The sequence below is a fragment of the Bradyrhizobium ferriligni genome, assembly GCF_056837965.1.
Genome location: NZ_JBXEJO010000019.1, coordinates 1 through 17448, shown reverse-complemented (window position 1 = coordinate 17448; position 17448 = coordinate 1). Strand labels below are relative to the sequence as shown.

15 protein-coding genes are annotated in these 17448 nt (G+C 66.2%); 3 read left to right on the top strand and 12 right to left on the bottom strand.

Annotation, left to right across the window (positions count from 1 at the left end; all coding sequences use genetic code 11):
• Positions 1-41 precede the first annotated feature (41 nt).
• Genes AC1VNY_RS13440 through AC1VNY_RS13430 form a run of 3 tightly spaced genes read right to left on the bottom strand, consistent with a single transcriptional unit; the run spans position 42 to position 3708 of the window.
• On the bottom strand, positions 42-839 hold the full coding sequence (locus tag AC1VNY_RS13440) for an SDR family oxidoreductase (RefSeq protein ID WP_482405490.1): 798 nt from the start codon (positions 837-839) through the stop codon (positions 42-44).
• Positions 839-2227, bottom strand: a complete 1389-nt coding sequence (locus tag AC1VNY_RS13435) for a transaminase (RefSeq protein WP_482405489.1) — start codon at positions 2225-2227, stop codon at positions 839-841. The genes AC1VNY_RS13440 and AC1VNY_RS13435 overlap by 1 nt, the downstream gene beginning before the upstream one ends.
• Positions 2224-3708 (bottom strand): aldehyde dehydrogenase, encoded by a 1485-nt coding sequence (locus AC1VNY_RS13430; RefSeq protein WP_482405488.1) that lies wholly within the window; start codon positions 3706-3708, stop codon positions 2224-2226. Before AC1VNY_RS13430 ends, AC1VNY_RS13435 begins: the two co-directional genes overlap by 4 nt.
• A gap of 217 nt (positions 3709-3925) precedes the next feature.
• Between AC1VNY_RS13430 and AC1VNY_RS13425 the strand changes: the two genes are divergently transcribed.
• The 3 genes from AC1VNY_RS13425 to AC1VNY_RS13415 all read left to right on the top strand — a co-directional run bounded on the left by AC1VNY_RS13425 (position 3926) and on the right by AC1VNY_RS13415 (position 7322).
• Positions 3926-5188: a Tm-1-like ATP-binding domain-containing protein gene (locus tag AC1VNY_RS13425; protein ID WP_482405487.1), complete on the top strand. Its 1263-nt coding sequence runs from the start codon at positions 3926-3928 to the stop codon at positions 5186-5188.
• Positions 5185-5850, top strand: a complete 666-nt coding sequence (locus tag AC1VNY_RS13420) for an HAD family hydrolase (protein WP_482405486.1) — start codon at positions 5185-5187, stop codon at positions 5848-5850. The genes AC1VNY_RS13425 and AC1VNY_RS13420 overlap by 4 nt, the downstream gene beginning before the upstream one ends.
• Before the next feature lie 119 nt (positions 5851-5969).
• Positions 5970-7322, top strand: coding sequence for an aminotransferase class III-fold pyridoxal phosphate-dependent enzyme (locus tag AC1VNY_RS13415; protein ID WP_482405485.1), 1353 nt, complete (start codon positions 5970-5972; stop codon positions 7320-7322).
• On the opposite strand, the gene AC1VNY_RS13410 is transcribed toward AC1VNY_RS13415, so the two are convergent.
• The 9 genes from AC1VNY_RS13410 to AC1VNY_RS13370 all read right to left on the bottom strand — a co-directional run bounded on the left by AC1VNY_RS13410 (position 7308) and on the right by AC1VNY_RS13370 (position 17137).
• Positions 7308-7625 carry a hypothetical protein gene (locus AC1VNY_RS13410; protein WP_482405484.1) on the bottom strand — a complete coding sequence of 106 codons (318 nt, stop codon included), beginning with the start codon at positions 7623-7625 and terminating at the stop codon, positions 7308-7310. The two genes, AC1VNY_RS13415 and AC1VNY_RS13410, sit on opposite strands and share 15 nt — an antisense overlap.
• Complete coding sequence (locus AC1VNY_RS13405) at positions 7622-9634, bottom strand: copper amine oxidase (RefSeq protein WP_482405483.1); 2013 nt, start codon at positions 9632-9634, stop codon at positions 7622-7624. Before AC1VNY_RS13405 ends, AC1VNY_RS13410 begins: the two co-directional genes overlap by 4 nt.
• A 65-nt stretch (positions 9635-9699) precedes the next feature.
• On the bottom strand, positions 9700-10725 hold the full coding sequence (locus AC1VNY_RS13400) for a branched-chain amino acid ABC transporter permease (RefSeq protein ID WP_482405482.1): 1026 nt from the start codon (positions 10723-10725) through the stop codon (positions 9700-9702).
• Positions 10725-11591: a branched-chain amino acid ABC transporter permease gene (locus AC1VNY_RS13395; RefSeq protein ID WP_482405481.1), complete on the bottom strand. Its 867-nt coding sequence runs from the start codon at positions 11589-11591 to the stop codon at positions 10725-10727. Before AC1VNY_RS13395 ends, AC1VNY_RS13400 begins: the two co-directional genes overlap by 1 nt.
• Positions 11592-11607: 16 nt before the next feature.
• The gene (locus tag AC1VNY_RS13390) at positions 11608-12306 is read right to left on the bottom strand and encodes an ABC transporter ATP-binding protein (protein WP_028331396.1); all 699 of its coding nucleotides are present in this window, start codon (positions 12304-12306) and stop codon (positions 11608-11610) included.
• The gene (locus AC1VNY_RS13385; RefSeq protein ID WP_283062350.1) at positions 12293-13024 is read right to left on the bottom strand and encodes an ABC transporter ATP-binding protein; all 732 of its coding nucleotides are present in this window, start codon (positions 13022-13024) and stop codon (positions 12293-12295) included. The genes AC1VNY_RS13390 and AC1VNY_RS13385 overlap by 14 nt, the downstream gene beginning before the upstream one ends.
• A 1-nt stretch (position 13025) precedes the next feature.
• Positions 13026-14339, bottom strand: coding sequence for an ABC transporter substrate-binding protein (locus AC1VNY_RS13380; protein WP_482405480.1), 1314 nt, complete (start codon positions 14337-14339; stop codon positions 13026-13028).
• 45 nt (positions 14340-14384) lie between these two features.
• Positions 14385-15473 (bottom strand): CobW family GTP-binding protein, encoded by a 1089-nt coding sequence (locus AC1VNY_RS13375; RefSeq protein ID WP_482405479.1) that lies wholly within the window; start codon positions 15471-15473, stop codon positions 14385-14387.
• Entirely contained in the window at positions 15470-17137 is a 1668-nt protein-coding gene (locus tag AC1VNY_RS13370; RefSeq protein ID WP_482405478.1) for an amidohydrolase, read from the bottom strand. The genes AC1VNY_RS13375 and AC1VNY_RS13370 overlap by 4 nt, the downstream gene beginning before the upstream one ends.
• Positions 17138-17448: the final 311 nt, after the last annotated feature.

Genomic DNA, 17448 nt, shown 5'->3' with positions numbered 1-17448 from the left:
CGGAAAGGTGGAAACCGGTTTTCCGAAAAGATCATGCTCATCTAGACTCCCCACTGCCGTTCGACGGCAAATCCGGTCTCCGGCAGCGTCGAGCCGCCGTCGACGACGATGGTCTGCCCGGTGACGTATTTGGCCTCGGTGGAGGCGAGATAGAGCATTGCGCAGGCGATGTCGTCGGCGCTGCCCATGTGCCCCATCGGGATGAAGCGCTCGAGCTTCGCCTTGTTCTCCGGCGCGCTCATGGTGCCGCGGCCGGGCTTCTCGATGAAGCCGGCCTCGACGCCGTTGACCGTGATGCCGTCGCGCGCGAGCTCGAAGGCGGCGCCGCGGATGAACGCGTTCACGCCGGCTTTCGCCGCCGAGTAATGCGCGCCGCCGCCCATCGCGACACGCGCGGAAACCGAGGACGTCACGAGGATGCGCCCGAACCCGACGGCGCGCATGTGCGAAATCGCGGCCTGCGCGAGCCAGATGCTGGCGTTGAGGTTAAGCGCCAGCGTGTCCTCAAGCTTGGCTTCATCAAGCTCTTCAAGCGATGACCACGGACAGCCGCCGGCATTGTGCACGACGATATCGAGCCGGCCATATTGAGCAGCGACGCGATCGACCATCGCGCGCAAGCTACTGCGGTCCAGCCGGTCGAACGGGACGCAATGCGCCGCCCGTCCATCGGCCGTCAATTCGCGCGCCAACGCCTCGGCCACATCAAGCGTCCGGTTGGCGATCACCACGGTCGCGCCGGCCTCTGCGAGCCGTCTCACGATGGCCGCGCCGATCCCCCTGCCGCCGCCGGTGACGATGGCGATCCGGCCGTCAAGATTGAACGGTAGCGCCTGCATCAGATCGCTCCCGCGCCGCGGAGCAAGTCGATGAACCGCGCCAACACCGCCGTGTGTGTGTCGACGTCGCGCGCGGACGTCGCCGGACACATCAGCAGCATGGTGTGGAACGGGGTCACCAGAATGCCCTCGTTGATGTAGAACGCATGCAGCAGGGTCTCGAGATCGGGTTGCCGGCCGGCAATGACGTCGGCGCCGCTGCGTGGCGGCCGCGGCATGAACATGATCTCGGCGCGCGCGCCGATCTGCGTGACGTGCCAGGGCAGACCGGCCGCCGCGATCAGCCGGCGCGCTTCCTGCGCGAGCCAGGTCGCGGTTCCGATCATCCGCTCGTAATTCGCAGAGGTCAGCACCTTCTCGAGCACCGCGCGCATGGTCGCGACCGTCAGCGCGTTGCCGGCAAGCGTGCCGCCGAATCCAAGATGCGCCGACTGCCGCTCGCGCGGATTGACGTGGGGAACGAGTTTCCAGAGTCGCTCCGCGATCTCGTGGCTGAGACCAAACACGCCGGCGGGGATGCCACCCGCGATCGCCTTGCCCGCGACGAAGATGTCGGGCTCGAGCCCATGGCTCTCCGTATAGCCGCACGGGCCGCAGGACAGTGTGTGGGTCTCGTCGATGATGAGGACGGCGCCGGCGCGGCGGGTCAGGTCACGCAACGCCCGGTGAAAACCGGGATCGACCGGGATCATGCCGAAATTCGTCATCAGCGGCTCGGTCAGCACGCAGGCGACGTCGCCATGCGCAAGCGCCGCCTCCAGCCCCGCGACATCGTTGAATTCAACGACCCGGCTCACCGCATCATGATCGATGCCGTTGGGATGGATCATGTTGCGCAGGCCGACCCGGCCTTCGCGGATCTCGACATGCGCCTCCTCGACGCCGCCATGATAGCAGCCGGAGAACACCAGCACCTTGCGCCGGCCGGTGATCATGCGCGAGATGCGGATCGCCGCGCGGTTGGCATCGGTCGCCGACGTCGTCAGCGTCCAGTATTTCGGACCGAAGCGGCGGGACAGCTCGGCGCCGACCCAAAGGCTGTCTTCCGTCGGCAGCATCATGGTCGCGCCACGCTTGAGCTGAGCGAGCGCCGCCTCGGTCACCGCCTCGGGCGCGTGGCCGCACATGCCGCCGGTGTCGCCAAGGCAGAAATCGATGTAGTCGCGTCCGTCGATGTCCCTGATATGCGCGCCCTGCGCCTCCTCGGCATAGACAGGGAATCCGCCGGCCCAGCGCCGCATCCAATGCGACGGGCCGCCGTAAAGGTAGTGCTGCCTTCCCTCCTGCCAGGCCGCGGCCGATCGCGGGTGCAGCGCGCGAAAGCGCTCCTGCTCAGCATCGAGCAGTCGGTTCAGAACGCCGGCGCGTTCGGCAGTTGCAGCTGTCATAGCGCGATCCAGGCGGTCTTGAGGTCGGTATAGGCGTCGAGGGCGTGCAGCGACTTGTCGCGTCCGAAGCCGGATTGCTTGAAGCCGCCGAGCGGCACCGTGATGTCGGCGCCGCCATAGGCGTTGACGTGCACGACGCCGGCCTTGATGGCGCGCACCATGCGATGCGCCGTCGACAGGCTTGCGGTCCACACCGCCGACGCAAGTCCATAGGGAGTCGCATTGGCGAGCGCTGTGGCATCTTCCTCGCCCTCGAACCGCGTCACTGCCAGCACCGGGCCGAACACCTCCTCGCGCCAGACCTGCATCGACGGCGTCACCTCGGTGAGGATCGTAGGCGCCATGAAGTTGCCGCCGCTCTCGACGTGGATTTGCTCGCCGCCGACCAGCCGCGTCGCGCCCTGCGCTTCCGCGCCGGCAACGGCATCCAGATTCTTGCGCAACTGCGGTTTGCTCGCGATGGCGCCGATATCCGAGGTCAATTCGAGGGGATCGCCGACGCGCAGCTTGGCGGTGGCGGCCAGCAGCTCGGCCATGAAGCGATCATAGATCAAGGACTGCACCAGCAGCCGCGACCCGGCCACGCAGACCTGGCCGGAGTTTCGGAAGATCCCGCTCGCCGAGACCTTGGCCGCATGCTTGATGTCGGGCACATCGGCGAACACGATGTTGGGCGACTTGCCGCCAAGCTCGAGATGGACGCGCTTCAGGTTCGACCGCGCCGAGCATTCCAGCAAGCGCCTGCCGACCGCGCCCGAGCCGGTGAAGGCGAGCACATCGACATCCATATGCAGCGCAAGCGCCTCGCCGGCGGATGCACCGCGGCCGGTGACGACGTTGAGCACGCCGTCGGGTAACCCCGCCTCGGTCGCGAGCTCGGCAAGCCGCAGCAGCGTCAGCGAGGCAAGCTCCGGCGGCTTGACCACGACCGAATTTCCGGCGGCGAGCGCCGGGCCGATCTTCCACGCTCCGATCATCAGCGGGAAATTCCACGGCACGATCACGCCGACGACACCAAGCGGCTCGCGATGCACGAGCCCGAGCACATCGCCTGAGGTCGGCGCGATCTCGCCATAGACCTTGTCGATCGCCTCGGCGTAGTAACGGATGGTGCCGGCGGCCGAGAGCGGTTCGGCCTTGTAGGCCATGCTGATCTCGGTGCCGTTGTCGCGCACGCCGAGCACCGCAATCTCGAGCGCGTGCTGCTCGATGAGGTCGGCGAACCGCAGCAACACCTTCTTGCGCTGCGCCGGCGCCGCGCGCGACCAGCTGCCCTGCTCGAAGGCCTGCCGCGCATGTCTGACCGCGGCGTCGACATCGGCCACGTCGCCGTCAGCTATGCTGGTCAATACCTGGCCGTCGATCGGCGACACGACATCAAGCCGTGCCTCGCTGATCGCCAGCGCCGGCCGCCCGCCGATGAAGAGCTGCTGGGCCGGAATGACGGCCGCGCGTAGTCGATCGATCTGGGCTTGCTGCATGCGAGACAACTATGGCGATGACAAAAGCGGCTTCCGAGCAAGACCGCTGGCATGGCGCAATCCTCGCCAAATCAAGGCTTTGGCAGCAATCAACCGATAGGTGGATGTCACGGCAAGGCCCGTCCCCGTAGCGTGATTGCACGATGGCCGAGCGCTCCGCCCGCGTTATGCAAACCGGTTGTCACCATCCCTTACGCCTGCCGGCGAGCCGAAGGTCATGCCTGAGATGACGCAGCCCCGCATTCTCCTGATCGGAACGGGAGACACCAAGGCCGACGAACTGCTGTTCATGAGCGAGTGCATCGCGCGCGCCGGTGGCCGAACCATCATGATGGACATCAGCGTGCTCGGCGATCCGCCGTACCAGGTGGCGCATGACAAGCACGCGGTGGCGGCCGCCGCACAGACCACGATCGAGGCTGTTGCATCGAGCGGCGACGAGAATTCCGCGATGTCGCTGATGGCGGTCGGCGCCGCCAATCTGGCGCGCGCGCTCGCGGAGCGCGATGCAATCGACGGCGTGATCGCGATCGGCGGCACGATGGGCACCGACCTTGCCCTCGACGTCGCGCAGGCGCTGCCGCTCGGCCTGCCGAAGCTGATCGTCTCGACCGTCGCCTTCTCGCATCTGATCCCGCCCGAGCGCGTCGCCGCCGACCTGATGATGATCCTGTGGGCCGGCGGCCTCTACGGCCTCAACGGCACCTGCACCGCCGTGCTGTCGCAAGCCTGCGGCGCGATCGTCGGCGCCGCCAGAAGCGCAATCAGGCCGCGTAAGGATCGGCCGGTCGTTGCGATCACCTCGCTCGGCAAGAGCTGCCTGCGCTACATGGTCGAGCTCAAGCCGCAGCTCGAACGGCGCGGCTACGAGGTGGTCGTCTTCCACACCACCGGCATGGGCGGCCGCGCGATGGAATCGATCGCCGCGCAAGGTGGCTTCGCCGCGGTGCTGGACCTCAGCCTGCAGGAGGTCGCCAACCAGCTTACCGGCTCGGTGGTCAATTCCGGCGCCGACAGGCTGGAGAATGCGGGCAGAGCCGGGATTCCACAGATCGTCGCACCCGGGGCGATCGACATGGTCGACTTCCCGGCATGGCTTGGGGTTCCGAACGAGCTGTCGGATCGTCCATTCCACGCGCACAACCGGCTGCTTGCGTCGGCAACGTCGGGATCCACTGATCGCCAACGGATCGCCCGCGCGATTGCCGGGAAACTGTCCCAGGCCAACGCTCCCGTTGCCTTCGTGCTGCCCGCCGGCGGCATCCAGCAATGGGATCGCGAAGGCGAAGCCTTGCACGATCCCGACGCCCTCGCCGCCTTCGTCGACGCCATGCGATCGGCGATCAAGGCGCCGGTCGAACTGCACGAGATCAAGGATCACATCAACAGCGCCGCATTCAACGAAACGGTGCTCGGCATCTTCGATCGGTGGGTCGCTGCCGGCATTGTCCCTCGCGGCCGCACCACGGCTGCCGCATGAGGAGGCCGCTTGCCCAGGCGCTGGTGCTCGACTTCGGCGGGGTGATCTCGAAGACATTGTTCGAGACCCATGACCTGACCGAGCGTACGCTCGGGCTCGCCCCGTGCACACTGAAATGGCTCGGACCGTTCGCGCCCGACAGCGATCCGCTCTGGACTTCCATGCAGCGTGGCGAAATTTCTGAGCGCGACTACTGGCTGACCCGCAGCCGCGAGGTCGGGCGCCTGATCGGCGAGGACTGGCGCGACATGGAGACCTTCGTGAAACGCGCGCGCGGTGCCGATCCCGACACCGTGATCCGCCCCGAGGCAGCGCGCGCGATCACCCTCGCCGCCGATGCCGGGTTCCGCCTCGCCATCCTCTCGAACGAGCTCGACCTGTTCTACGGTGCCGATTTCCGCAGCCGTCTTTCCATCCTCAAGCGCTTCGACACCATCGTCGATGCCACGCATACCGGGATCCTGAAACCCGACCCTCGCGCCTATCAAAGCGTGCTGGACGAACTGGCGCTGGAGGCAGACAATTGCGTCTTCGTCGACGACCAGCGCCGCAACATCGCAGGCGCCGCCGCATGCAACATGCGCACGGTGCTGTTCGATGTGCGCAATCCTGCCACGTCCTACGGCGAGGCGCTGCGGCATTTCGGGCTGCAATTCGACTAAAGCGCTTTCGAGCGAAGTGGGTACCGGTTCGCGTGAAGAAAGCGCATCAAGACCAGAATCTGGAGCCCCGTCCCGATTGCATCGAAACGGAAAAGGCTCCAGCCGGACAGGGAACGATCATGCGCGACAAAAACTTCCTGGTTGAGAACAACGCCAAGCCGATCTGGCACCCGATGGCCCATCCCGCCGAAATGCGGGCGCAGCCGCCGCGGATCGTGATGAAGGGCGAAGGCGTTGAAGTCACCGATATCGACGGCAAGACCGTGATCGACGCGGTCGGCGGATTGTGGAATGTCAATCTCGGCTACAGCTGCGACCCGATCAAACAGGCGATCGCGGACCAGCTCAGCGCGCTGCCATATTATTCGGGCTTCCGCGGCACCTCATCCGGTCCCTCGATCGAGCTCGCCTACGAGCTCACCGAATGGTTCAAACCGGAAGGCATGGTGCGCGCTTTCTTCACCTCGGGCGGGTCGGACTCGGTCGAGACCGCGCTGCGGCTCGCCCGGCAATACTGGAAGATCAAAGGCCAGGCTGACCGCACCAAGTTCCTGGCGCTGAAGAAGGGCTACCACGGCACCCATTTCGGCGGCGCTTCCGTCAACGGCAACGCCAATTTCCGCCGCAACTATGAGCCGATGCTGCCCGGCGTGTTCCATATCCCCGCGCCGTCAACCTATCGCAATCCCTTCAACGAGACCGATCCCGCAAAACTCGCGCAGCTGTGTGCGGCGGCGATGGAGGAGGAGATCGCGTTCCAGGGCGCCGACACCATCGCCGCCTTCATCATGGAGCCGGTGTTAGGGGCCGGCGGCGTGATCGTGCCGCCGGACAGCTTCATGAAGCTCGTGCGTGAGATCTGCGACCATCACGGCATCCTGATGATCGCGGACGAGGTCGTCACCGGTTTCGGACGCACCGGCGCGTGGTCGGGTTCGCGGCTCTGGGGCGTGAAGCCCGACATGATGACGATGGCCAAGGCGATCACGTCAGGCTATTTCCCGCTCGGCGCGACGCTGATCGGCGAGCAGGTTACGGAGGCCTTCGAGGCCGACACGACCACGTTCGGCTCGATCGGCCACGGCTACACCTATTCCGGCCATCCGGTCGGCTGCGCCGCGGGCCTCGCGGCGCTCGCCGAGACCCGCCGCCTGAAGCTTGACGAGAACGCCGCCGCGCGCGGGGAGGACCTTGCGCGCGCGCTGGCCGCGCTCAAGGCGAGGCATGCGCTGGTCGGCGACGTCAGGGGCAAGGGTTTGATGGCTGCGCTCGAACTGGTGGCCGATCGCGACAGCAAGAAGCCCGCCGACAAGAAGACGATGGCGAAGGTTGCCGACGCCGCCTACGAGGCCGGCGTGATGCTCCGCGTCTCCGGCAACAACCTGATCCTGTCGCCGCCCCTGATCCTGACGTCGGCCGACGTGAGGCGGATCGCCGAAGGAATCGACGCCGGCCTCTCAGCGGCTTCCTGATAGCGCACTCACACAAGCCATGGCGCGCTCGAACAGCGCGCCATCCGCCTTGCCGCGGTCGAGGCACTCGGCCAGCGATATGGCCGACATCGTCTGATCGGTGCAGAAGATGCGCATGAAGTCGGCCGCGAGCGCGACCTTGCGCGGCGCCGGTTGCCTCTCCCAGTCGCTGGTGCTCAGATAGAGCAAGGACGCATCGTCGGCGATGCTCTCGGCCGCCGCGCCACGCGCGGCTGGGCCGGTCGCCAGCAGCGCAAGCAGCACGCCGGCCGCCGCTCCGATGCGATGCGCGCGGCCGCTCATTTCGTCTCCCTGGCATTCACCATCGGCGGCACGTCGAGCGCGGGATTGCGATCGAAGAAGTTGAATGGACGCAGCCGGAAGCCATGCCACAGGCCCGGCATGACCGGCCAATCCTCGGCGCGCGGCACGTGGCGGAAGCCGACCGTGTACCACAGCACAAGGTCGCGGTCCTCGATCGGCCGCTTCGCCGCCGTCCATTTCGGCAGGCCGTCGACCTCGGGGTTTCCGTTCGGATACATGCCCGCAGCGTAGCGCTCGTCCTTGGCGTAGGCCGAGGTCCACAGCGTGTAGGCGCTGAAACCCGCACGCAGCTGGATCGGATCGTCCTTGGCGAGCAGCGAGACGTCGGAGTGACCGGGCATCAGCTGATAGCTCGTGCGATAGCCGCGGCTGTTGGTCCTGCCGGTGCTCTCGATCCTGAACTGCGCCGCGTTCAGCGGCATCGTGATCGGCCCTTCGGTCGCAACCGGCCTGGTGTCGACCTGCCAGAGGCTCTTGCGCTGACCCTGCTCCAGCCGGCGGACATTGAAGCGATCCTCGACCAGCCGGTTCGCGGTGCCGTCGACGTCCATGTCGATCCGGAACGTCATGTAGTGATCGTGATTAACCGCGAGCAGCCGTTCATCGACCAGCGTCCCAAAGGCGGTATCCTGCGCAGCCGTTGCGTCGCTCAGTGTCTTGCTCGCGACGCCCTTGGTGGCATCGATGCCGTAGGCGCCGAGCCGCACATCGATGTTGCCGGCACGGTCGAAGACGTAGTCCACCAGATAGTCGTAATTGCCGACCACCGGCGCCATCCGCACCACCAGCTCGTTGTTCGGCCGCACCTCGGCGGTGTTGTTGATCAGCTCGCTGTGGCGCCAGATCGGATCGCCGGTCGGGCGCTCGAAGATACAGACCGCGCCCTTGGACACGACCGGCGCGCCCTTGGTATCCGAGATCGTCAGGTCGAGATAATGCGCGCCTTCGGGACAATCCACGCCGCGCTGCAATTCGCTGGAGAGCACGCCAAAGCCGTACTCGCCGATATCCATATAGGCGCGGAACGACCAGGTCGGCGCCGGGTCCATATAGGGCACGAACATCTCGCTCGCCGAGATCTGATAAGCGATGTCGCGGAGCGTGCCGTGGTCATCGTAGCGGATCAGCGACAGCACGGCGCCGACGCGCGGCTCGAGACGAACATGGAACGACCAGTTGTCCCAGCGGACCTGGCCGCCCTCCACCTTCACATTGCTGCCTTCAGGCGCGCTGATCTCGATCGGCTTCGGCGGCTTGCGATATGTTCCGGAGTCGGCATAGGCGTGCGAGGGCGTCTGCGGCGGTGGCGGCACCACGCCGAGATCGGTCACCGACAGCACCGTCTTGCTCTTGAGATCGACCTGGGCGAACAGGTTCTCGATCGGCTTGCCCCAGAGATTGTTGGCGGCCCCCGTAGTGTCGACACAGGGAACGTTGAGCAGGCGGCGGCCCTTCAGGGCCGGGTCGCTCACCGGACCGACCGTCAGCGGCAGACACATGACGTTGCGGAAATCGGTGATGCCGCGCTTGGCCATCGCAGCGATCCAGCGCGCGTCCTGCTTCGGCAGGTCGCCGGCGGAGATCAGCTCGTCGATGGTCAGCGCAGCCTCATGATCCCTGACTTCCTGCCAGCCCAGCAGGCTCCGCGCGGCGAGATCGATATGCGCCTCGTAGAGATGCCCGCCGCTCAGCAACGTGGCGCTGGCCCGACGCGTGAATGGCTGTCCGGGCTTCCACGCCCGCACCTCGTCCTTGGGGTCCTCCTCGACCGACATCGAGACGACCCGCGCCGAATCGTCGAGCTTGCCGGCGCCGTGAAGGATATCGGAGACCGAACGGATTTCGTCGGTGGTGAGCCCGTCCATCGGGTGCGTTGCGGTCACCTGCGGCCACATCCGGCGCTCGGCCTGCGCCGGCAGCGGCGCCGCCAATGTCGCTGCCATCAGACCGGCGACTGCCCATACGCCATGCCGGGATATCAGAGCCATTCCGCCCTCCACTCAAAGCCAGAACTGTCAGAATACAAACAACGGTGGCGACGTGAAGGCCCGCTTTATCCGGTAACTTGTTCCGGCGCAGCCGGCAGGATCGCGGCCGCGGCCGGGCGTGGCGCGGCGCGGTGGACATCGAGCAGCCGCACGCCGATGCGATCGCGTAGGGCCAGCCAAATGCCGCGCGGCGCTACGATCATCACCACGACGGCAATAATGCCGAGCCCGACCAGATACCAGCCGCCGGACAGCCCGAGCGGTCCGGTCATCAATTCGCGCAGGCCGAAGAAGATGATGACGCCGAGGATCGGGCCTTCCAGGGTTCCGATACCGCCGATGATCACGATGAACATCATGTAGACGGACCAGTTGACGTCGAAGGCCGCCAGCGGCGCGATGAACAGATTGCCCATGAAGCTGAGCGCGCCGGCAAGCCCGCATCCCGCCGCCGAGAGCACGAAGGCGACGAAGCGGTTGTGCCGGACGTCGACGCCGACGCTCATCGCGGCAAGATCATTGTCGCGCACGCTCATCAGCCCGAGCCCGAAGCTCGACGTCATCATCCTGTACAGCGCCGCGATGGTCACGAGCGTCAGGCCGCCGGCGAGCCAGAACATCGTCGGCTCGAACCAGTCGAAATCGATCAGCTTGCTGGTCGCGAGCGGCACGCCCGACGTGCCGCCGACGGCCTGCGACTTCATCGTGAACGCGCCGATGATCTCGGCAAACACCCACATCGCGATCGAGAAATAGGCGTCGCGCAAACGAAACAGCGGAAAGGCGATGATCGCCGCAACCGCGCCCGCGACCAGCGGCGCGACCGGCAGCACCCAGATCGGCGTGACCTCGAGCCAGCCGGAAGTCAGGAACAGCGCATAGGCGCCGAACGCGATGAAGACCTGGTGGCCGAGCGACACCAGCCCGGCATAGCCCGCCAGCAGGTTCCACATCTGCGCCATCGTCAGCAAGAGCAGGCATTCGGTCGCGAGCCGCAGAAAACCCTCGTTCAGCACGAAGGGGGCGCCGGCAATCACCGCGACGAGCACGATGGCAGAGGCCGCAAGAATGGTCCGTGTCGGCATCGGCATCACACCCTGCTCGACACGAGACCCGACGGCCGGATCAGCAGCATGATGAAGAACAGGAGGTGCGCATAGAGCAGCCCGGCATTCGGATCGATCTTCAGGCCGATCAATTGCGCCATGCCGAGCGCGATGCCGCCGAGCAGCGCGCCGCAGAACGAGCCGAGCCCGCCGAGCACCACGACCTCGAACGCGATCAGCAGCCGTTCGGCGCCCGAGAACGGCGTGAAGCTCGAGCGCACCGCGAGCAGCACGCCGCCGATCGCGCCAAGCGCGAGCGACAGGCCCATGACGTAGTTATAAACCCGGTCGGGCTTGACCCCGGACAGCCGGACGATATCGCGGCGGTCGGCGGTGGCGCGCACGATACGGCCGAACTCGGTATGGCGCAGCACGAGTTGCAGCGCCATGAACAGCAATGCGGCAAGCACCAGCGTCAGCAGCGGCATGATGCCGATGTTCAGCCCGGCGATTTCGAGGCTGGCGCGCGACAGCTCGCCGACCTGGAGGCTGCGCACGTCGGCGCCGAACACCTCGACCATCACGTTGCGCAGAATGACTGAAACGCCGAACGTCAGCAGCAGCGGCGAGAGCGGATCGGGCGACGTCACGACGCGGTTGACGATGGCGGCCTGATAGAGCCAACCGGCCGCAAAAGACAGCGCGATCACCGGGATCAGCATTAACAGCGGCGACACCTGCGGAAACAGGTTGGCGAGCAGCACGGCGCAGAACGCGCTCAGCACCATGAACTCGCCGTGGGCGATGTTGACGACGCGCATCACGCCGAACACCAGCGCGAGCCCGATGCCGAGCAGCCCATAGAGCCCGCCGAGCAGGGCCCCGTTGATCAATGTCTCAACCCAGATCATGTCGTGCCAATCCTGGCTAGTTACCGAAATAAGCGTGCGTCAGCTGCTCCGGCTGCAAGCCTTGCGCCGGGCCGGTCAGCGACACCCGCCCCTTCAACAGGCAATAGATCCGCTCCGAGGTCGCGAGCGCGCGCTTGACGTCCTGCTCGACCAGCACGACGGCGGTGCCCTCGCGGCGGATGTCGGCAAAGGAGCGGTAGATCTGCTCGACCACGACCGGCGCGAGCCCGAGCGAGATCTCGTCGCACAGCAGGAGCCGCGGGTTCGACATCAGCGCGCGGCCGATCGCCGCCATCTGCTGCTGGCCGCCGGAGAGCTGGCCAGGAAACATCCGCCGCCGCTCCTCAAGGATCGGGAACAGGTCGAACACCCGCCGCAGGGTCCAGCTCCCTTTACGCCGGTTGACGCTGCCCATCAGCAGGTTCTCCTCGATCGTCAGCGAGTCGAACAGCAGGCGGCCCTCGGGCACCATGATGAGGCCGAGCCGCGACACCTCTTCCGCCGGCATCTGCGAGATATCGATGCCGTCGAACTGCACCGCCCCTCGCCGCTCCTCGTTGAGACCGACCAGCGCCTTCAGGAACGTGGACTTGCCGGCGCCATTAGCGCCGACCAGCGCCACCGCCTCGCCGTCCGCGACGGTGAAGTTCATGTCGAACACGGCTTGCAGATCGCCGTAGAATATCTGCAGGCCGTTCACATCAAGCAACGCCATCGGCCTTCAATCCCATGTAGATCTCGCGCACCACGGCGCTGTCCATGACTTCGGCCGGTGGCCCTTCCAGCACCTTGCGGCCGAAGTCGAGCACCAGGATGCGATCCGACACCGCGCGCAGCGCGTGCGGAATGTGCTCGATCCAGATCATGGCGTGATCGGCCTTCACCGACTGGATGATGGCAACAAGGCGCTCGACCTCCGGCTCGGTCAGCCCGGCGGCGATCTCGTCGAGCAGGATCAGCTTCGGCTTCGAGGCCAGCGCCTTGGCGAATTCCAGCCGCTTGCGGTCGATCAGCGGCAAGGCGCCGGCGAGCTTGTCGGCCTTGGCGTCGAGCCCGGTGCGCTGCAACACCTCCATGGTCCAGCTCGATGCCGCCTCGCCGGTGAGGCCCGCGCCGTAGGACGCCGCGACCAGCGCGTTCTCGTAGACCGACAGATGCGGGAACGGTTGCGGAATCTGGAACGCCCGCCCGAGCCCCATCCGCGCCCGGCGGTGCGGCGGCAGGGCTGATATCTCCCTGTCGTCGAGCATGATCGAGCCGCCGTCGGCCGTGAGCAGGCCGACGATCAGGTTGAGCAACGAGCTCTTGCCGGCGCCGTTTGGGCCGATCACGCCGAGGCACTCGCCGCGCGCCAGCGCGAAGCTGACATTGTCGGCGACCACAATCTCGCCGAAGCGCTTGGACAGCCCGCTGACGCGCAGAAGCGGTGCCATCTCAGGCCAGCTTGGAGAGCAGCTGGAGATCGGCCTGCTTCGGGATGAACGGCGCCGTACCGTTGTGCACGATCAGGAGCTCGTATTTCGACTTGCCGCCCTTGGCCTTGCGCCATTGCCCGCCCGACAGCGAGGTCACCGCGACGTTCTTGATCGGGCTGTCCTTGAACTTGACCCGACCGACCACGGTCTCCATGTCGAGGCCGGCGATCGCATCGCGCAATGAGTTCTTGTCCTTGGGATCGCTGTTCTGCAACGCCGCGAGCCCGACCTCCCACAGCGCATGGGCGTAGCCGATCGGCTGCGTCCACTGCTTGCCTGTCGTCTTCTCCCACTCCGCGGCGAGCTCGCCAGCGTTCTGCCCGGTCAGCGAGGACTTGAACGGATAGGCCGGCGTCCACCACACTTCGGTCGACATGCCGTCGCCGCGATCGCCGAGCGCATTCACCGCGGCCGGGAACAGGAACGCCGCCGCCACCGTGCAGATCTGCGGCTTGAACCCGGCCTGCGCCGCCTGATTCCACAGCGTCACCCAGTGATTGCTGAAGGTGAAGCCGGAGACGATGTCGACGCCGTTGTTCTTGAACAGCGCGATCTGGTTGGTGAAGTCGTCGGTCGCGATCTGGAATTTGCCGGCCGAGAACTCCTGATAGCCGGCCGCCGAGATGCCCGCCGGCAGGCCGAGCTTCGGATCGGAGAACGCCTGGCCCGGCGGGTTGTCGATGTAGAGCGTGCCGACCTTCTTGTTGGTCTCGACCGATTGCCACATGCCCAAGAAATTTTTGGCGACGTCGTCGGCGCCCCAGAAGAAATGGTAGCTGTACGGAAACCCCTTGTCCGGCGTCGACTTGCGCGGGAACATCCAGCCCTGCCACGGCACCATGGTCGAGATGGTGGGAATGCCGCGGGCGTCGGCGAGCTCCTGCACCGGCGGCTGCGCATCGCCGTCCTCGATCAGGATCAGGTCGCACTTTTCACGCAGCACCAGCTCGCTCGCGATCACCGACGAGCGGTTCGGATCGGATTGATTGTCCTTGAACACCAGCTCGACCTGATAGGTCTTGCCGCCGATCTTCAGACCATCCTTCAGCCGTGCCTTGATGCGCTCATGGATCCAGGGATCGGGCTCGGCGAACTGCGCCCGGACGCCGGAGAGGCAGCCGACCCAGCCGATCTTGATGGTGTTGCCGGCGGCCCGCGCGACATTGACCAGCGGCACGTTCATCGCCGATGCGAGACCGGTGGCACCGGCCGCTTTCAAGAGCGTGCGCCGATTGAGCCGGCCGGACGCCGTATTGTTCCTTGTCTCAGTCATGTCCCTCTCCCTCCACAACCAATGATGAAAATGCTTGACCGCGGCTCACGCAGCCGATCGCTGGATCGCCGCACGGCTCACCGCGGCGAATTTGCACAAGGTGTTTTCGATGATCCGGCGCGGGATGCCGCGCACGATGAAGACGAGCCGCGAGCGCCGGTCCGCCGACGGCCAGCTGGCAAGCGTGATCGGCGGATGGAACACGTGCTGCACGCCGTGCACCACCATGGGCGCGTCGGGCTGCTCGGCAACGTGCACGATCGCCTTGAAGCGCAGCAGGTCCTCGCCCTTGAGCGCCGCGACATAATCGAGCCAGCGCGCGAACGCCTCGCGTTGGATCGGCTCGTCGATGACCAAGCTGTAGGATGACACGCCGGCGTCGTGCACGTGATGGCTGTGGCTGCACGCCTCGCCCTCGCAGTGATGATCCCCGTGATCGTGCGATGCGTTGGCCGCCTGCGACGCCAGATCGAACCAGCGCACGACATCGGCGGAGCGTGCCGCCGGATCGAACAGCCCGGCATCGAGGACATTCGCCGGATCGACGATCCCGTTCCGCACTTTCGCGCGCGTCGCGACCGGATTGATCGCCGCAAGCTGCGCATCGAGCCGCGCCAATGCATCACCGGCGGCAAGGTCGGTCTTGGTCACCAGCAGCCGGTCGGCGACCGCGATCTGCCTGACGGCCTCGCCATGCGCCACAAGGGTGTGTGCACCATTAACCGCATCGACGGTCGCGACCACGCCGTCGATCCGGTAGCGGCTGAGGACATCGGGCGCCGTCATCAGCGTGTGCAGCACGGGCACGGGATCGGCTAGCCCGGTGGTCTCGACCAGCACCCGGTGGAATGGCGGGATCGCGCCGTCAGCACGGCGCGACGCAAGGTCGGCCAGCGTCTCGATCAGATCCTCGCGCACCGAGCAGCAGATGCAGCCATTGTCGAGCAGCGCCAGGCGGTCCTCGCTGCTCTCGACCAGCAGATGATCCAGCGCCACCTCGCCGAACTCGTTGATGATGGCGACGACGCCATTGAGCTCCGGCTGGCGCAGCAAATGGTTCAGCACCGTGGTCTTGCCGCTGCCGAGGAAGCCGGTCAGCACCGTGACCGGGATCTGATCCACCGCTGCCATCATGCGCCCCGCTCGTAGACCTTGCGACCCTCGAAGAAGGTCATCTCGACCCGCGTATCGGCCAATTGATCCGGCGGGATGTCGAAGATCATCTGGTCGAGCACGATCAAATCGGCGGACTTTCCCACCTCGATCGAGCCGATCGACTGGCCGAGCCCGGCCGCGCGTGCGGCATCGATGGTGTAGATGTCGATCACGGTCTTGAGATCGAGCGCCTGCTCCGCCCACAGCGACTTGCCGGGAAAATCCCCGGTCGGATTTTGCCGCGTCACCATGCCCTCGATGCCCTGCCAGGGATCGGGGATCGGGATCACCGGCCAGTCCGAGCCGCCGGCCATCAGTGCGCCGGCCTCTTTCAGATCGCGGTTCGGCCAGAAGCGCTGCGCGCGCTCCTCGCCCATCGCCGCCTTGTGCGCCTCGAGGAAGATGGTCGGATACCAGATGATTGGCGACAGATCGGCCGCGACGCCGAGCGCGGCGAAGCGCTTGATATCGTCGGGTGCGATATAGCTCGCATGCGCGATCTGATGGATCAGATGAGTCGGGCCGTTGAAGCTGCGCACGACATCGATGGCGTCGAGCGCCTGCGTCACCGCGGCGTCGCCCGCGCAATGGATCTTCGCCGCAAGGCCGAGCTTCTCGCAGCGCCCGAGCCAGCGGATCAGGTCCGGCACGGTCAGCATGGTGGCGCCGCGGAAGCAGCAGCCGCGCACGGGATCGGCGACGTAGGGCTCGTGGAAGGCCGCGGTCTTGGCACCCGGCACGCCGTCGAGGAACACCTTCACATAATCGGGTTTCACATGCGCGCCGCGGTAATCCTCGCGCAGCGCGAACAGCTCCTCGCCGGCCTTGCCGAACATGAAGCCCGGCTCGACCACCGGCATCGCGCAGACCGCCCAGGCGGTGAGCTCGCCGCGGTCGTCGAGGCCCTTCAGCGCCGCCATGATCGGCTGCATGCTGGCAGCGTCGATGAAGGCGGTGACGCCATAGGCATTCAGCACCGAGATCGAGCGCGCCACCGCCGCGCGATCCATCTCGGCCGTGTAGTGACCGGAGGCCGCGAGCGCCCGCTCGACCAGGCCCGAGGCGGCCTCGATCATGATCCCGGTGAGCGTCCCGGACTTGAGGTCGCGGCCGATCTCACCGTCGGTCGGATCAGCCGTGTCGGCCGCAACACCGGCCAGCCGCAGCGCCGCCGAGCTCGCCCAGCGATTATGATAGGTGTCGTCGCGCAGCACGACGGGATGCCCGAGGCAGGCCGCGTCCAGCAGCGCACAGGACTCCGCGGTGTTCATCTCGTTCAGGAGATTGTTGCCGAACTGCCCGCCGACGATCCAGGTGCCCGGCGCAGCCGCTGAGGCAGCCTTGTGCAGCGTCTCGGCGATCCTTGGAATGCTGTCGGCGTTGGAGAAGCGCAGCTCGTAGAGATCGGCCTGTCCGCCCATCATGATGTGATTGTGGATGTCGACGATCCCCGGCATCGCCATGCGTCCACCGAGATCGACGGTTACCGTCCCCTCGCCGATGAGCGCCGCGACGTCGCGCTCCTCGCCGACGGCGATGAACCGGCCGGCCTTGACGGCCGCGCATGTCGCCCAGGGTTGCCCGCGGTTCGACGTGTAGATCCGGCCGTTGCGGAAGACCGTGTCGGCGAATGTCCTGTTCATACGGATCAAACTTCTCGATTGGGAAAGCCTGGAGCGATCAGCCTCTCACCGTGCGGTGCACAAGGCTGAACCGCGCACGACGCCGGCATGATGGCCAAACGTTCGGCATGTCGGCATTTGGAACAATCCACCGTCCGGTGGATGCTCCGCCGCCTGCCGCGATGCGGGCGCCGGCACGGCGCAGAACGACATCACTTTTTTCGAATTAGCAGCAGACTCCGCTTCACCTCTCCCGCTTGCGGGGGAGGTCGGCGCGCGCAGCGCGACGGGTGGGGGCTCTCTCCGCAATGAGACTCGCGGAGAGAGCCCCC